Below are 16879 nucleotides of genomic sequence, written 5' to 3'. Positions count from 1 at the left end.
ATTAAAACCATGTTAAAGTCTTTGGTTGAATATATAAAGAAAAAGCGTAATACACCACTAAGACGCTGCAGTAAAAAAACAGTGCAAGACATTATGGATGCCGATATGCCGGAATCTGTAAAAGTTGATCTATTGAATAAACTCCCCAAAGAGAATGCAAGTTGTGTAGTTCGCAAGCGCAGCTAAAGCCCTCCTTTAACAAGACATATCAAATCAACATCTCTTCTGGCACAAAATCTCTAATCACCTTATTAATATCAATCGCAAGTTCAGGTTTAATAAAAATTCTATCAATACCACAGGTTTGGTAGCTAAGCTCCTCTGCCTCAAGAAGGTGCCCAGTATAACCATATATAGGGCAAGGAATATCATTTTTGCGTAGTTGTAGCTGTCGTATCTGTACTGCTAACTCAAAACCATCCATTTCAGGCAAGCCGATATCAACCAAAATAATGTCAAATATATTACTTTTGACGGCATTAAGTGCTTCCACAGGTGTACTAACACTAATGCACTCTCCATTTCGTGCATCACCGATGTATGGGCAAATGGAAATTAACCTTTCAAAACTTACTCTTGAGTTTTCATCATCTTCTACATATAAGACTTTCATATACTTATCTTTTGCGATCCGCTCCTTAATTCGCTGAGCAATATAGTCACGCCATCGCTTGAATATATGCTCATCAACATTACCAATTAATTCCTTCAGGCTTATTTTTTCAATCACCTCAAGCTCATCTGTCATAGCCAAACTAGCATGTATTGCGCCTGATTGTGTTTTTATAGCGAAGTAGCATGACGATGTTTTATGTGTTAATTGCGCTATTTTTGGATCGACTAAATCCGTCATGATGATTTGGTACTCTCCTTTGCTTAATGACTCAAGTATCGCATGATCCTTCATAAGATCTTTATGTGTCGTCATTTCAAACTGGAGGTAATAGCTTGATTGTAAAGCAACCATCAAATCACTACTGATATCATCATATATAATCAACGCCTTGTAGAAAAAGCAACCTGCAAAATCATTGGCTTTTATCCGCTTATATACTCTATCCCAAAAAGGAGTACGCTCACCACTTAGCCGTTGCACACTAATCGATGCCAGGCTATCAGTAATCGCCTTAGCGCCTTCAATAGCATCAAGCTGCCCTAAAAAACAATCTTCTTTCATTAAAAACTGGGTATATCCTCTCAAGGCATTTAAACATTCCTTAAGCTGCAATTCCATTTTATTATCATTTTCTCGGAGTTTCACCCTACACAGCATACCGATAACCTCGCCATTAGCATTATATATCAACATTTTGTGCGACTCTAATACCAGCTCTCCTAATCGCCCACTTGGATCATAATACCCCTCTAACTTTAATTGATAATCTTTTTTAACTTGCGCCATAAACTGCAGGTTATCTTTTTCAATTTCATGATTGAAATATAGTTTCGTATCACTTACTTTTTTGCCAATCAACTCAGGCTTTTTAACGCCAACTAATTCAGCATAAGCCTTATTATAATCAACTATTTTTGCTGCTTTATCCACGATATAGCAGGGGTCATCAAGTCCTTCTACTGTTAGTTTCACCGAAGTTTGCATATCATTTTTTGTCATGTTACGTCCTTACTTGCATTTTGTTAAATGACAGCAAATTGTAGTCTTGTGAACAGCACATAAGCTTATATTTATTGCAACTTAACATCGTTAATTTAGGCATATCTGCTTAAAGTAGACAAGTTATGATTCTTTATGTATATCAACGTAATGTTTTTTTATATAACTATATATTTTGATGTCATTTCTGCCATATCTGTAGATAGCAATTAAATGCCAAACACATTCTACTATATCGACACATAACATCTGACTTGTTTGAACTCTATGCATAAGCATCATGTAAAATTCTGGTTTTTGCCCAGCCTATTTACCTTTTTTTTAGTAATCAACTTTGCTTTAATCGTGATTTCATTTTTAAGCTATCGCACAACACAATATCATCGAACTATTCATCTGATTACCGATGCGGCTACTGCTTTAGTCGATAGACTTGAACAGCCTGACCAAAAACAGCAGCAACTTTCAAACAATATTAAAGTTGTTTTTTCTGCTTACCCACTCTATAGCAAAACAATCTACCTTGAGCTTGATTCGTTGAAAAGCATGGGTGCCCCACTGCATAAATTAATTCGTAAAAGGATTATGCCTAAAATATCAGACGTTAGTTTTTTAACGCAACATCTATCGGTCTGTTATGATCATCATTTTTGCGCCAATTTTACGGTTCAAGCCTCTGAGAAATTTTATTTATATTTGATGATTGCGATGTTTGCAATGAGTCTTGTGATCATCGTTCCTTGGTACTTTTTTTGTACACAAAAACTAATCAGCCCCTTTATGAAAATGAGCAAAATTGCAGATAAACTTGGTGTTGATCAGCAACTGATTACTTATAAAAGTGCCTTCAGCTTCAAAAACATGGCAGAGCTTATTTCAGTTGTCAGCGAAAAGCTTGCTAAAATTAATGAAGAAAAATTGCGTATTTTTGCAGCCATCTCACATGATCTTAAAACACCGATTACCAAAGCCACACTGTATACTAAAAGTCACCTTAACTCCAAAGATCAGCAAGCCTTGCAGAAATACTTTAGTGATATGGATTATCTGATTAATCAAATCCAAGTTTTTGCCAAGAAAAGCTACTTTGAAGAAGACTTTCTTCAGGTTAATCTCACTGATTTAGTTGAGTCTATGTGTCATGAATATCAAGACATGGGCCTTAATGTACAGTTGATATCAATTGATCTTAAGCCTTGCGTTTTAACGCTCCAACGTAAAGCATTTAAACGCGTACTCCAAAATCTTATTGATAATGCACTGAAGTATGCTGGAGATGCTCAAATCAAGCTTATCAACAATGCGCTTGATAATACGATCTCTCTAGAAATAATTGACACAGGATCAGGTATTGCCGAGGATAAATTGTCTCAAATTTTTGAGCCCTTTTATCGTGTTGATCTAGCGCGCAATCACCGTATTCCAGGCTCAGGCTTAGGACTTGCCATCGTCAAAGAAATCATTACCAAAAATAAAGGACATATCAGCATTAAAAATCGTACCGATACTCATGGGCTGATTGTCCGTATTTATTGGAGATTATAGCTATGACCATATTCCTGCCCATTTTGATTGTGTAAACGTTGGCTGAGCGTAAGTCGAAGCCTCTGTAAAGTGCAATCTTCCTAAGTTTACCCACTTCGACTGTTGCTCAGTGCACCGCTTCGACTTATGCTCAGGGTACGGTGAGCACTTGTGGGTGAATTTAGTCTTAGCCGAAATTATAGACTAGTAATTGCAGAGTACTCCCCTTGCGGGATTGCTCGTACAGCTTAGACTGCACGAGTCAGGGAGCAATTAAAACGCAATTAACTCTTAACTGATTACTAAGTTTGGTAGGAAACAAGCTTTATCAAGCAAATGCTTCATCTCATTGATATGCTGCTGATAAAATAGCTTGAAATAAAATGGATCACTAATATCAATACCACAAACATCTAACCAACGATTTTGACACAATTTCAGCTCTGTATAAAAACCCTTTTTGTCAATGGTGGCTATCTCATCATCATATTTTAAGCAATTGATAAAGTAATTCAGTTTCATTTGATCCGATTCCGGCAAATAAATAAAGCAACCACAAGATGACTGGTTTCTTGAAGCATAATCAATAAAGATACTATCAAGGCACGTCTGACACAAAGAAGCCTGCATCTGATCACTCGTTAAAAAATCATAACTCTTGGGAAAAGGCTGCAAAGCCAGTGGATATTTAGACGTATCTACATGACATAAAGCGCATTGATTAACATCATTTTGTGTTATTTCTGTATTAATTGTTGTTAGCCAATGTTGATAATCAGTAAATTGACTACGTTCAAATGACCATTGATGTTTCATGATTTTCCTTAAAGTGAGTTATTTGTTTGTTGATCCTTTATTGCCGTTATTAACTGCTCCAATAATGGCGTTCCCACCTTAAGGCCAACTGCATTTTCAGCTTGCCAATGACTATACGCCGCAGCACCTTCAATAAATACCGCCTGCCTGCCAACATTATTTAGGGTATACCACAACGTGCGATCTTTTGTTTTAAGCCATAAGAAACTTGCTGTCGCTAGAATACCAGTTGATCTGGCTTTCACTAAAAGTCCACATAATAGCGTTCGCACATAGGCATGTTTTTGACAGAGTAAAACAACTTCTGGGTGATCTAAGGCTGATTGTGCCATCGATCTTAGCTCATTGGCATTGACTTTATCGGTAGAAGCTTTCTCTAATAAAACTTGCGTCTGGAGATCATTGCCTGCAATTCTTAAGGCAAATGCCGTAAATAAAACTTGCTCATTGATTGATAAGGTCGAAAATCCATTAAACTTCGACCCTAATTGCTTTAACAACTCTTGCTCAAGCTTAATATCATTTATTTTACTTATTTTAGTTGTTTGACTCACATATTCTGCCTTGTCCTTTGACACTGCTTTATTGTCATGACTTTCGTACATATTGTATTGTTTAAGAAAATCTTTAACGCTAAGTGCTGAAGCCCACACGCCTTGACAAGATGATGTTTTCTCCAAGGATTGATCTAATGTCGGCTTAATATGCTTAAAGTGAGTCACCATTCGCTTTGCCAATTTTGCCATATCATAGCAAACACTAAATAGCTTTTTAGGGTGCAGTACCATCACCGCTAAAATTAACAAACCTAAGATAATCGCCACCGGTAGGCGTAATACAAATCCAACCTGATGATTAAGCGACATTAAACCGCTAAAGGTCATATTAGTTGTATCAATATTTATTAGTTGATTCTTCAATAAGCTCGCGTTATGTGAGAACACACCAAAAACACTCAGCTCAAAATGCATTATTGCAACATACGCCATATTGATATATGCCGCAAAAAAATAATAACCAACAAAACCCAAAAAAATGATGCTTCCGGCAATAAAAATATGTGTCACGCTATTGTCTTCAGACATGCCCTGCTGTCTTGCCACTTTGTATTATCCTTTTTTGTCCTTTTTCACTCTTTTTACTAAAGTTCACACTTTGCGACTAGGGAAGTAGCTATGCAAATAGTTTTGGATTCTCGGATCAAGTCCGAGAATGACCGCATTAGAGAAATATTAATCATAATCATTGTTTTTATCTGCAGCATTGCCCCTAAGATAGTTTTCAATGCCGTTCGTTGCTGATGCTGGACTCTCTGAGTTCATTTTATCCTTTACTTCATCACTTTGATCAAACTCAAGTCTCTCATCTTGCTGATATGCGTTATTCATATATTGATAAGCATCATCTTCTGAAGTTATTTCTGACAGACCCTGCAACCTAGTTTCAAAATCTTGTTCATTGCCGTTAAATACTTCATTGGCAAGTAGTCTAACTTTAGTATTTTCGGAAATGCCTACAGGTAAGCTGCTTAGGGCGTACTCTAAATAATTATTGACCTGAACTTGTCGCTTGTTACTTAATTCAGCATATTGCGCTTTAATCGCGATTATTTTAGGACTCGTTCCACTATGTAATCGTCCAAAATCTAGTTCTTTTTCGTTATTGCTCATTGTTTATTACCCCTAATATTGCATTACTCTTCATGATAAACAGATATTGATTACAACAACAATTTTATTACTCTCATTTTGACATAAAGTTATTAATTACTGCTTGGTCATCGCTAATACTTGAACGATTTCAAAGCTACGTAAATCACGCAAATTCGGCTCAATACCTTTGATCGTCAACGTTAAAATATATTGTGTATCTTGTGTTTGATTATCTTTTTGAAAATTCAAATCAATTGGCACTTGCACCTTCCAACTTGGCTGACCCTCTAAATAGCCCGTTGCTACAATCATCGGCAAGCCTGTCACCACCGCTTTGGCAACTAACTTTTGCGATTGAATTTGCGTTAGCACCGGTTTAAAAGCAGCGATGTAACTCTGCCAACCATCATCGCTAAATAAAGAACGCATTGATTGCATTTGCACTTTGTAGTTTAAGAAATCTAGCTGATAAAGCTTCGGCGCATTATTTGCTACCCATTGCACGAGGTTGTCACTATTGAGTTTTAATGTCGGTGTTGACTGCAACTGTACGACTTGCCCATCTGCCAAGACATAAACATAACGCAATTCAGTACGATTATGATTGAATAACAACACACATAAAACCACCATATTAATCAGCAGACTAATACTAAATAAATGCAATATTTTTTGATAATGCTTGCGATAAAAACTATTTTTCTCAATGACTTCTTGCAGTACTTCTGACATATGTATTACCTAGTTTGATTTATTTATCTGATTTATATGGTTTGCAGAATGTGTGTGACTTGCTCAACTCTTTCATCACTAAAAATTCGAGCCAACGTTTGCAGCTTCTCAACAACGCCAGCACGTTCTAATACCGCTTTTCGCGCATGAGAAGAAGGCAAGCCCACCACATGATCTAAAGTCGCCTTAAAAAAATCGCCATTGTGCTTTGCTAATTGCGCTAAGAAATACGATAAATAGGCACTTGGAAGTTGTGATAAAACATCCGTTAAAAGATCGGCGTATTGCGCTTGGAACTGTGTGTGACACAAATGCTCTAATAAGACTTCAAGCTTATCTCTAACTTCATCATTTAATGTCAACGTCAGTGTTTTTTCATGTGCTTCTAAGTTCACTAACAAGTTATTAATCACCGGGTTTTCATAACTTTTCCAATAGTCTAATTCATTCTGCATAATCGTCCTCTTTGAGTATATTCTCTTCAACCAATGGGATAAGCTCATCAATCATCAATGTTAAAATGTCATCGACTGACTTGTATTGATATCTTTGTTTATATAGCCTAAATTTTTGTTGCAATGTCCCCTTGGGAAAAACATCCGCTAATGTTTTTAACACTGCGATGACATCGTATTTTTGCCACAGATGATTGCGCACATACATATCTTCACTAGTTGTCGTATATGTCCATAAATCAATGTCTGGCAAGACCAAATTTAGCGCATGTCCAACGATACCTTTTTTCGTTATAAACTTAGCTAAGAAGGTCACCCCCTGATGGCTTGGACCATGCGCGTGAGACTTCAAAACATTGATTTCATCTTGTGTTAATTGAAAATGCCCAAGCGTTTCTTTTGAGCTATTAGCCTGCATATTACCCATAATAAAAATCGAAGTCGCAAAGCTGATCATCTGTGGTGAGAAATCCTCCAATGACTGTGATGCTAAAGCAATTTGTGTTTTATATTTTCTGGCTTCACGCATATCACGTTGAACTTGATACTGCACTATCTTAGCACTGCTTGTGCGATGAAATTCATCAAGCACAATTCTTTTACTTGTATGCAATGATTGCTCAAACTCAGCTTGATGGTACGAATGATACATATCAGGTGCATTGAGCATATCATTTTCATCTGGCAGATAGATATTTAATCCAATCACATACCTTGCCAACATATAACCAATCGTCGTTTGCTTAAAATGCTTATCCGCTGCACTGCTATCTAATGACTTAAGATCAAGTGCCAAAATGCGCGCCACTGAAAAATCAACTTGAGATGCCATTGACAAACTTGGATATTGACGAATAGCCGCCGAAATAAGACGGTTATAATTTTGTGTATAGGTCTCATTGGTGCTTGCAATCACCTTATAATATATATCTTTAATCTGTGAAAACTGACACGCACTTACCGTATCCTTTAAAGTAGGCATTGCATATACTTGTGCTTTTTTAGCAAGCGTATACTCTCCTTGACTAAACAAATAATCGACTACCTGCCACCAATGATCAAACGCTTGATCAACGGATTGTTGATTTAAGTATTGATCAATCTGAACGCATCGCCCTAGCGTGTAATGCTTTGGCTGATGATCATCACTTACCATCTGATAACTAACATCAATAATCAATGATAACATCGCCGTCATTCCCTCAGGCAGGTCATGATCTAATGCATCCTGTAACAAAATAGCAATAAAGTTGATTAAAAATTGCTTTTGGTGCGCGCTTGGTTTTCTCATTCCCAATGGCGTATCAAAGACATTGATGGCCATATCATCACTCAAGCTTAAACGATGATATTGAATATAATCCGCATGTTCAGGTAACATCGCCTGTAAACGTCTCATCATACCAAAAGAAGACTCACCAATATCAATGATGCCTATAATTGGTAACTGCTTGGACTGTGCATACATTGCCACCGCATCATTTAGAGTATTGAGCAACACCGATTTTCCCGAGCCACTTCTAGCATAAATCATCTCAACCCAACTAACTTGCTCACTCGAGCCTGATTGATAATGCCACAGCTTGCGCTCAAGCGTGCGAAAATGAACACCTCCATCAGCAAAAACTTGCGCTGGAATCTGCAATGGCAGCATATAAAGTGACGCTTTCATTGGCATTGCTGTTGCTGGATCAATGGGGGAATGTGTCATCGCCATAATACTATCAACATAAGCCTTACAAGGATCACCATGATGTGCTTTGATCTGTGCACTGCCCCAAGCGTTAACCGCCTTTGTTAGTGCACGCGTTTGTTTTTTAAGCTGCAATACATCCTTATTGGTCACATAAGTGCATAATAACATCGTCATTTTGACAATAGCTTGTGACTCTGAACGCTCAAGCTCAGCCAATAAATCACGTGCATTTAGGATCAGCTTATTATCAGTATTACTAAAAGCTAAAAATTTTGCCAAAATCGATTTGATTTTTAATAGTGCTTGTCCGCCTGGGCGGACACAGTAGCTGACTCTAAAAGGTGCGTTAATCGCAATTAATTGATTAAACAAGGCATAAAACCCTACTTTTTCAAGTGGAAAAAACTCAACCCCAACAACATTTGCCAATAGATCATCACATGCAATCGTCTCTGATTTCTCAATGGTTAATGTATCGGTTAACAATTGACGATCTAACGCAATATTAGCAAGCGTGGCTTCTTTGGTTTGCTCATTCGTTTGTAGTGCCCACGAATCACTTGACACTCTTGGCTGCCAGTTAGCAAGATCCTTTTGTGGATAAACTTGTGTTTTTATCAAACGTATTGCCTCAGTGCCATCAAGCAAAGTGACACTTAATTGTAACTGTTTAAAGACCTCGCAAAAATTTTCAATAAATCCCGCATGTAACGCACATAGCATATCAGCGCTTTGCACTAAATAATCAGACATACTCTCTACAATCACTTTATCTTTGATCATGGCCTGTGATTTAAAGCGCTTAATATCTTCTTTGTCTAAAAGGGTTAAATGTGATGAAACCACAATAAAAACGCGTAAATCACAACAGTTCTGTATCAGATGTTGCCGCTTTAACGCGACTAGCTTTTTAGGAACATTTGCTTGTAATAAGGCTAAATTATTTTGCCATGTTTTTATTAAATCATTGGTATCTGCTACTGCCATAATCGGTTTGTAATCCACCACAAACTGCAAACTATGTCCAAGCTTTGATAAATAAGGTTGCAAAACTTGTGATAGTTTATCGGATAAAGCTTGCAACTGCATAACCGATGAAACCTGTGAAAAGCCCTCTAACTCAAAAACACTCATCATTGAGCCATCTTTACTAATCAATAATGATTGCTCATTATCTAGTGCATATAGATCGCAATATGCATGCAAATCTTGCTTTAAATAATGTGATAGCCAGCTAACCAGTGCCCGACTACCACCATGTATAAATTCAAACCAATTTTTCATATTTTCTTACTATTTTGTTAATGGATATAAGGGTAATTCATGTAGGGCAATTTATGTGAGGCAATTCGTGAATTGCCCTTACGGTTTTGATGGGAATATATTCATAACCGTTATTTATTGAAAAACATATCCGGAGCTCATAAACACTTCATTTTTCTGATCATCAATTTTTAACACCTTACCGTAACCAGCAATATTATCGCCAAGTGTTATTGATTGCGTAACGCCTTTATTATTTTGTAACCATGCATATTTACCAACGACCGCAACCAAGGATAATGGATTTTTAATCAAGGTATTTTTCATCATTAATGCATGCAACATTTCATACATCTGCTGTACTTTCTGGACAGTAATATCATTACCATTAATCAGCGAATCCATCGATACTTTCTGCCTTTGCTGAGCTTCTTGCGCCACCTGCTGCTGTTGCATTTTTTGCATTTTTTGCTCATTTTTAAGCAGTTCAATCAACGCCTTTTGTTGCTCAGACAATGATTTTACCTGTTGCTCGAGTGTTGACATCCTATGGTTCAATACTTTTGCATGCGTTGCTACTTGTGATTTTGTTTCTATATGTCTATTTATTTGATCTTGATCAATAGCCAATTGCTCAGCATCGCTCTGAACCCTTGAATCGTAATGAGTATTCACGTTATCAACTGCCGATACACCTTGATGAATATCAGACTGAGAAGGCTTTACAATTGCTGTATGTTGATCAGAAACTCTCGGATCACCTTTATGAATATTATGGTTTACGGCAATTTCATTTGAGTCATCCACTTTAAGCATCGATTGACCAACATCAGCATTATTTACCTTATTTGCCTTATTTAAATTATTCTCGTTATCGATTGTTGCTACCGTTCCACTTTTGTGAGTCATCACCTGATCCGAATGTAACGTAACACTCGCTTTATTCTCTAACATACTATCAGTATTGATCTGTGGTGATTTTTTGGTTGCATTTGATGCCAATGACAATACATTGCTTTGATGATCAGCCGCCTGAGTTGCCTTCATGCTCTGTTTGAGATGATTTGAATGAACTGTTTGGAAATCACCAAAGCCCGGATTAATTGCCGCAGTCACTGGTTGAGCATGATAAGGCACGATTATTCGATAGCCTAAATACACACCAAAACCAATAACTGCAACAACCCCCGCCATAACAACATGTGCAAACTGCAAACGAAAGCCATTCATATCTTTTAACTTTTCAAATAACTTGATTGACCGCCAATTAATAACGAATATTTTTAGGCGCTTAAGTGCTTTTAAATGCTTCAAATTTTTTAGTTTTTCAACTATTGCCAATAGCTTGTGTTTCATATCTTTTCTTTTCCTTTCATTCGTACACTTATGCACTCACGTCATTGGTAAATAAAATCCCAACACCAGTACCTTGATATAACTTAACGGTTGGCGGTCGGTTAAAGATCGATGCCATATTGGCACTTAATGCCGTCCCAACCTGCCCAAGACCAGAGAATGCAGCACTTCTTACTGTCGGCTGATTATTATTGTTGACATTAAAGCACGGTAGTATTCCACCACTTTGCCCACTTAAACATATCTGTTGATTTTGATTTTGATTGGAGAAGTAGGTACCAAATCCTTGCAAGAATGCTGCCGCAAATAGACTACCATAACGCTCGATATAGTGATGATTAACGTCACTAGCCAATGCAATTTGCGCAGTTGAACCATCTACCGCATAAGCATTGATAGCAATACTGTGCTCTCTGCTTGGCATCGACATCAGATTAAATTTGACCACAATATAATCCCCCTCACGCGTAAAACCACCTAAGAGCTTCGCTCCCTTTAAGGGTCCTTCAACAATATGTGCTAACACAGGTGTACCAACCTGATCACTATTGACCGAAGTATCAATCACGGCAAAGCCAATATATCCAGCTTTAACCAGTATTGACTTATCTAAGTGGCTCGTATTATCACTCATATTACCTGAGCTATCCTTAGGAGACTGTGTCATTGCCATTTGTGATTTATTTGCCCATCCAGAAACGACCCCTTGCACATCTTTTTGATAAAGCTGTTCTGCTTGTTCATTGTTAAGTGGCTTGTTATAGACCGCATCCAAATCTTCTTGTGATCTTCGCTCAATTGCCGTTGTCTGATCCTCATCACTGACATGATTTAACTGCTGGTTTATTTGTAATAACGTGCTTTGTTTTGGATCTGCTTTTATCGACTTATCTACAGGGCTTTTTTCTGGCATACCCTTTTTGTCAGCTTTATCTGTGTGACTTTTGTCATGATGATCAATTAATTGACTTTGCGCACTAGCCATATTATTCACTCGACCATCTGGGCGTTGAAAGTAACTTTTTCCGGTTATCGCTGCTTGATTGTACTGATCGCTATTATAGCGCTGTAATTTTTGCTGATAATTACTCACAGGAATACTGTTATTTTGCTGCAGATTAAGTGGTGTATTCTCAATAGACGAATTCATCGGTTGTCCTTTGTTGATTTCACTTGAACTTGAACAACTATTCATAAGAAACCCAGCAATAAACAAAATACACATCAGCCCAATAACAATCCGTGATTTTGGCATACTCAACAGCTTTTTAATTACCCCTTTCATGACTGCTCCTCACCGGTTACCTGAATCGTTTGCGTAGATCCATTTTTACCCGTTAACAAAATATAAGGTGCTTTGGTTAAACTATAGGCATGCATATGACTCATCGTATTATAAGCCTGTGCATCAAAGCCTGGAGAAGATAACGTTGAACTGGTTAACAAAAGATACTTTCCTTGATAGTCCCACATTTTAGCATCTGAATCGGTTTCAATGGTCAGCGCCTTTGCACCTGCTAAACTAATCCCTGCCAGTAAATTTCGTAGATATTTAGGCGCTTGGTTTAGCTTTGCCTGATTTTGATCTCCTGCTTCTGAAGCTTGCACTTGGATATAGTCTTGTGAATCATAACTATCTTGCCCTGAGATCACATTGATCATTAATGGCACAGCAACCCCTGAAAGCATTAATGCTATATTGGTATGGCTATAACTTTTGAGTGCTTGAATCAATAACACACTTTTTCCTGATTGCTTGACATTAAAATCATCAGGGTTTCCCACTGTAAAGGAGTCCAACGGCCATGGACTGCCATTTTGATCAGTAATAACTACTGAGGTCACCATCCCCTTTGTTACAATCACTAAAGGTGCATCTTTGGTGTTCCCTGGTTTAATACTTGCACTTAATGTGCGATTTTTTGCACTTAAAGTCTCTCCTGGGGATAGCTCAGTTGCCTGTTGATGCGCACTGATAATTGTTTTTAACTTCTCAATTTGTGTCGGTGACATTGCAAAGTCTTGTCTTAATACGTTGTTAAACGCCTGTTCATTATTTGCTGCCAAAGGTTTAGAAGCGGTATCTGCGTAAAGCGAATTTTGCAAAAAAAGCATAGCCATCACAATACAACCCAGACATGCCACTAATCGCCTGACTATTTGCGCTGTGTTCAATCGTTTTAACATCCGTTTTATCATCATTGATACAATATGCTGCAAATATACTTAAATCGCTTAATTTATAACAATAAGCTGATGCGCAAAATGACATATTTATCGGTAAAATTAATCTAAAGCAGATAGCCCTAATGCACACATATCAATAGCATAAGCATATAATTTTTATGTTACACATTATTACTTTTCACACATACTTCTGTTATTAGAAAAGGCATACGATCAGGGCGCAATAATAAACACCCAAGGATATATTTTATGGATAACTTACAAAATAAGCCATTAAGAGTGCTCTATGCACTAGATATCTATGAGAAGCATAAATGTATTATAGATGAAGCAAGCTTGAGACTCTTTCCTCAAAATACTGAGTTTCATATTATCACAGTCATACCTAAGGTACTTGATACAACAGGCTTTTTGATTGGCGTGATCAATGAACTTAACCAAAACCAACTTGATGCTGCCAAATCAAAGCTTATGCAATTGGTCAGTCCACTAGAGACTCAGTATCATTTCGCCTCAGCGGTTATTATCGATAACTCGGTTGTTAGTGCAATCAGTGAGTATGTTGATCATCAGCACATAGATTGCGTTATTATTAATGGACAAAAACATGGTTTGTGGGAGCGTCATGTAACAGGCAATCAGGAAAAAATTGTTGGCATGCTCGACTGTGATGTGATTATTTCCAAAAAATCCTATCTCAATCGCATTAACAAGCAAGTACAGAAAAAAAGGGAGTTAATCCATTAAAATTGTTCTATTTCACTTGTATCTGACTGCTCTGCATAAGGGATTTCATCTGTTAAGTTATCAGCATAATGCACATCAGTTGTTAATATATATCCACTGCTATGAACCGTTTTTACCAGACGCGGATGAGCCGTATTTTCTTCCACTTTTTTACGCAAACGTCCAATGGTAATGTCAACTGATCGATCCATACCATCATAATTTCTGTTGTGCATTGTTTTTGTAATCTGATCTCTTGTGACAACTCTACGCGCGTTTTCAATCAACAGCATCAATAAGTCATATTCAGCTCTAGAGAGCTCAACAGTAACCATGTCTCGATCAAATAGTGTTCTTTCATAAATATCCAATCGCCAAGGACCAAAACAAATATAACGTGAGTTCGATTTTTTTGGTGTACGTTTAATATTAAAAACACTCTTTATTTGCGCCACCAGCAAATCTGGATTAAATGGTTTGATAATATACTGGCATGCGCCAAATTCATAACCTAAGATTCTTTTAATATCATTATCAACTGCAGTTAGCATAATCACTGGAATATCACATTGACCACGAATTTGGCGACATACATCAACCCCATCGCCATCTGGCAACATAATATCCAGTAGTATCAAATCTGGTTTCAATTGTATTTTTTTCAATCCTTGCTCCGCAGTTTCTGCACAATCTATTTTATAACCATGCTTTTTTAGCAAATCTGACACAAGACTTAATATTTCTTTATCGTCATCAATAATTAAAATTTTATTTGTGCTTTTCATCGTATTTCCTCATGCACTTATTTAATACAACTCTCTATAACTTGTTACAACTGATAGCGTATGTAGTAACTTTAAATCAGTCAATATCCATATAATTTTTGATTCATCTTGATTTTTTATGATACATTTTTGACAATTTGATCATATATCACTTTATGCATTTGTGCCGTTGGATGCACGTAATCATAAAAGAGATAATTCTCAGGATTGCTACAAACATTAAAATATTGATAGCTGTTATAAATCATATTTTTCAAACTTATCAACCCTGGTAAAACTTGCTCACTATACGCACTATATAAGGCTTTAGTGATATCTGGATCAATCCAAGAATACCCACCTTGATAGCAAGGACGACTAATATTATCTATTTCAGTATGATATTGATCATTCAGCATTTCCCTTTGTGATTTATCCATAAATTTTTGAAACAACGCACCCACATTAATCGATTTAAATGTGTAGTCTTCCGGATATTTTTCAACGAATGCATTAATCATCTGTTGCAGCTTTTGATTATGTTGCTCTGTTAGTGCCTGTGTGACATTAGCATTTTTGTTGATGATTTTTGATGACGGCACACGAGATAAATCAGGTAAATTGATAATCAAAAATTTATTAATACCTGCACTTATTAGATCATCAATAGCTGCTTCAATCGTAGCTACAACGTCTGTCGATAATTGTTGCTGCGATTTTTCATCTAGTTTGCCTGACTGTGTCAAATAGTCATTACCACCTATCCAGATAATTGCCAGTGTACTATCGGTATCTTGCCAATTTTCCTTGAGCGCATTGGCATGATACATATAGGTTTGATAGGTTAAACTATAAGGCAAATGCTCGGTATCGGCATAAGATAAAGCAGTAGAGCCGCCCACTGCATAATTACTCATTTGTATTCCATGCGCTGACAGTTGGGTTCTTAAAATAGCCGACCAAGTATTGCCATTGCTAAACATGCCATTGTAATAATTACGCGCGCTTGGCACAGCTCCTTGTGTTAGGTGAAAGAGGTTACCTTCATCAGACAAGCTATCACCAAACACGACGACTCGTTTCACACCATCAAACAACGCATTTTTTGAAATTTCAAAACCCTTCTTAGGGCATAGCTGCAGTGTGATATTCGGTGTCCCTATCCAGTTATGCCACGAGCGCTTAGGTATATCAATCGCAATACGCCCCTCACCTGGCGGTGTCGTTGCCTCATATTCATTGTGACTCCAAGCATTATGCAAGGCAATATCAACTGCTCCTGATCCGATTTGTTTAGCCTTATCTTGATAAACAGAATACTTAATGTGCGTATCATAAGATAAATATCCCGTATCAATATACTCAAGAAATTTATGTTGATGAGCTTTAAACTCTGTCATCGATTTTTCAGCACCATCAATCTGTGACTCAATATATTGTGTTTTGTCACAATTATTATCAACATATACGTTTACACCTGCCTTGGCATAACTGTGTGATGCCACTAAGGACAAAGCAAAAACATATATACTTGAGCTTAATTTCTTGTTTAATTGCATCATGGCAATTCTCCTTATGGTTTTTGTACTCCCTTACAATTTAACCAGAAATCAGCTCATTAATGCACAAACCAAACTGCTTAAGATGTATCGATCACAACACTGATACCTTCAGGCTTCCAACCACTTAAAAAGTTAATTTTAATGTCTTTTTGTATCTACTTTTCCCTGTGTCATTAAACACCGTAACATGATCTACGATAGGTATATTTACTTTAAAAACTAATATTCGCTATGGCAATCCTTGCGCATAAATAGCTATGCAAAGTTGTCAGGTATTTTTTGATTCTCGGATCAAGTCCTAAAATAACAGTGAATCGTCATATTCGGGCTTGACCCGCATATATATGATTACCAATAAACTATTGCTTAGGTACTTACATTCATAGCAAACGTAGAATAAATACTGATGTACCCCCTCAATTTGGGACAGTAAGTCCACCAGAATGAGGAGCAGAAAAATGGCAAAATCTCGCTACACACAAGAGTTTAAAAATGAATCAGTTAAATTAGCTCTAGAAAAAGATGCTAATC

At 37.0% G+C, this 16879-nt stretch carries 15 protein-coding genes; 3 read left to right on the top strand and 12 right to left on the bottom strand.

The window, feature by feature from the left end:
* The first annotated feature begins 9 nt into the window (after positions 1-9).
* Complete coding sequence (locus tag IE867_RS10700; protein WP_192484723.1) at positions 10-186, top strand: hypothetical protein; 177 nt, start codon at positions 10-12, stop codon at positions 184-186.
* Positions 187-208: 22 nt separating this feature from the next.
* Here the strand turns inward: IE867_RS10700 and IE867_RS10695 are convergent, their stop codons facing one another.
* Positions 209-1615 (bottom strand): response regulator, encoded by a 1407-nt coding sequence (locus IE867_RS10695; protein ID WP_192484722.1) that lies wholly within the window; start codon positions 1613-1615, stop codon positions 209-211.
* 345 nt (positions 1616-1960) lie between these two features.
* Between IE867_RS10695 and IE867_RS14910 the strand changes: the two genes are divergently transcribed.
* Positions 1961-3160, top strand: coding sequence for a sensor histidine kinase (locus IE867_RS14910; RefSeq protein ID WP_192484721.1), 1200 nt, complete (start codon positions 1961-1963; stop codon positions 3158-3160).
* A 270-nt stretch (positions 3161-3430) separates the two neighbouring features.
* Here IE867_RS14910 and IE867_RS10685 read toward each other — a convergent pair whose 3' ends face one another.
* The 9 genes from IE867_RS10685 to IE867_RS10645 all read right to left on the bottom strand — a co-directional run bounded on the left by IE867_RS10685 (position 3431) and on the right by IE867_RS10645 (position 13296).
* Entirely contained in the window at positions 3431-3955 is a 525-nt protein-coding gene (locus IE867_RS10685) for a hypothetical protein (RefSeq protein ID WP_192484720.1), read from the bottom strand.
* Positions 3956-3963: 8 nt separating this feature from the next.
* Positions 3964-5058 (bottom strand): secretion/conjugation apparatus DotM-related subunit, encoded by a 1095-nt coding sequence (locus IE867_RS10680; protein ID WP_192484719.1) that lies wholly within the window; start codon positions 5056-5058, stop codon positions 3964-3966.
* Between the two features lie 129 nt (positions 5059-5187).
* A complete protein-coding gene (locus IE867_RS10675; protein WP_192484718.1) occupies positions 5188-5625 on the bottom strand; it encodes a hypothetical protein in 438 nt (145 codons plus the stop codon).
* A gap of 96 nt (positions 5626-5721) precedes the next feature.
* Positions 5722-6339, bottom strand: coding sequence for a DotI/IcmL family type IV secretion protein (locus IE867_RS10670; RefSeq protein WP_192484717.1), 618 nt, complete (start codon positions 6337-6339; stop codon positions 5722-5724).
* 32 nt (positions 6340-6371) lie between these two features.
* Positions 6372-6794 carry a type IVB secretion system protein IcmW gene (locus IE867_RS10665; RefSeq protein ID WP_192484716.1) on the bottom strand — a complete coding sequence of 141 codons (423 nt, stop codon included), beginning with the start codon at positions 6792-6794 and terminating at the stop codon, positions 6372-6374.
* The gene (locus IE867_RS10660; RefSeq protein WP_192484715.1) at positions 6784-9774 is read right to left on the bottom strand and encodes a hypothetical protein; all 2991 of its coding nucleotides are present in this window, start codon (positions 9772-9774) and stop codon (positions 6784-6786) included. The genes IE867_RS10665 and IE867_RS10660 overlap by 11 nt, the downstream gene beginning before the upstream one ends.
* Before the next feature lie 114 nt (positions 9775-9888).
* On the bottom strand, positions 9889-11109 hold the full coding sequence (locus IE867_RS10655) for a hypothetical protein (protein ID WP_192484714.1): 1221 nt from the start codon (positions 11107-11109) through the stop codon (positions 9889-9891).
* 28 nt (positions 11110-11137) lie between these two features.
* On the bottom strand, positions 11138-12394 hold the full coding sequence (locus tag IE867_RS10650) for a DotG/IcmE/VirB10 family protein (protein ID WP_192484713.1): 1257 nt from the start codon (positions 12392-12394) through the stop codon (positions 11138-11140).
* Positions 12391-13296 carry a DotH/IcmK family type IV secretion protein gene (locus IE867_RS10645; protein ID WP_192484712.1) on the bottom strand — a complete coding sequence of 302 codons (906 nt, stop codon included), beginning with the start codon at positions 13294-13296 and terminating at the stop codon, positions 12391-12393. Before IE867_RS10645 ends, IE867_RS10650 begins: the two co-directional genes overlap by 4 nt.
* A 249-nt stretch (positions 13297-13545) precedes the next feature.
* On the opposite strand from IE867_RS10645, the gene IE867_RS10640 reads away from it, so the two are divergent.
* Positions 13546-14043, top strand: coding sequence for a universal stress protein (locus tag IE867_RS10640; RefSeq protein ID WP_192484711.1), 498 nt, complete (start codon positions 13546-13548; stop codon positions 14041-14043).
* Here the strand turns inward: IE867_RS10640 and IE867_RS10635 are convergent.
* Together IE867_RS10635 and IE867_RS10630 are read right to left on the bottom strand one after the other, a co-directional pair.
* Positions 14040-14807 (bottom strand): response regulator transcription factor, encoded by a 768-nt coding sequence (locus tag IE867_RS10635; RefSeq protein WP_192484710.1) that lies wholly within the window; start codon positions 14805-14807, stop codon positions 14040-14042. The two genes, IE867_RS10640 and IE867_RS10635, sit on opposite strands and share 4 nt — an antisense overlap.
* A gap of 116 nt (positions 14808-14923) precedes the next feature.
* The gene (locus tag IE867_RS10630; protein ID WP_192484709.1) at positions 14924-16348 is read right to left on the bottom strand and encodes an SGNH/GDSL hydrolase family protein; all 1425 of its coding nucleotides are present in this window, start codon (positions 16346-16348) and stop codon (positions 14924-14926) included.
* Between the last annotated feature and the right edge of the window lie 531 nt (positions 16349-16879).

The organism is Cysteiniphilum marinum (assembly GCF_014857925.1).
GTDB classification, from domain to species: domain Bacteria; phylum Pseudomonadota; class Gammaproteobacteria; order Francisellales; family Francisellaceae; genus Caedibacter; species Caedibacter marinus.
This window is presented reverse-complemented; position numbering and strand designations above follow the sequence as displayed.

Coding starts and splice junctions, on each gene's coding strand:
- IE867_RS10655 (WP_192484714.1), bottom strand. CDS start 11,109: ATGAAACACAAGCTATTGGCAATAGTTGAAAAACTAAAAAATTTGAAG.
- IE867_RS10695 (WP_192484722.1), bottom strand. CDS start 1,615: ATGACAAAAAATGATATGCAAACTTCGGTGAAACTAACAGTAGAAGGA.
- IE867_RS10635 (WP_192484710.1), bottom strand. CDS start 14,807: ATGAAAAGCACAAATAAAATTTTAATTATTGATGACGATAAAGAAATA.
- IE867_RS10700 (WP_192484723.1), top strand. CDS start 10: ATGTTAAAGTCTTTGGTTGAATATATAAAGAAAAAGCGTAATACACCA.
- IE867_RS10640 (WP_192484711.1), top strand. CDS start 13,546: ATGGATAACTTACAAAATAAGCCATTAAGAGTGCTCTATGCACTAGAT.
- IE867_RS10685 (WP_192484720.1), bottom strand. CDS start 3,955: ATGAAACATCAATGGTCATTTGAACGTAGTCAATTTACTGATTATCAA.
- IE867_RS10665 (WP_192484716.1), bottom strand. CDS start 6,794: ATGCAGAATGAATTAGACTATTGGAAAAGTTATGAAAACCCGGTGATT.
- IE867_RS10675 (WP_192484718.1), bottom strand. CDS start 5,625: ATGAGCAATAACGAAAAAGAACTAGATTTTGGACGATTACATAGTGGA.
- IE867_RS10670 (WP_192484717.1), bottom strand. CDS start 6,339: ATGTCAGAAGTACTGCAAGAAGTCATTGAGAAAAATAGTTTTTATCGC.
- IE867_RS10660 (WP_192484715.1), bottom strand. CDS start 9,774: ATGAAAAATTGGTTTGAATTTATACATGGTGGTAGTCGGGCACTGGTT.
- IE867_RS10650 (WP_192484713.1), bottom strand. CDS start 12,394: ATGAAAGGGGTAATTAAAAAGCTGTTGAGTATGCCAAAATCACGGATT.
- IE867_RS10630 (WP_192484709.1), bottom strand. CDS start 16,348: ATGATGCAATTAAACAAGAAATTAAGCTCAAGTATATATGTTTTTGCT.
- IE867_RS10645 (WP_192484712.1), bottom strand. CDS start 13,296: ATGTTAAAACGATTGAACACAGCGCAAATAGTCAGGCGATTAGTGGCA.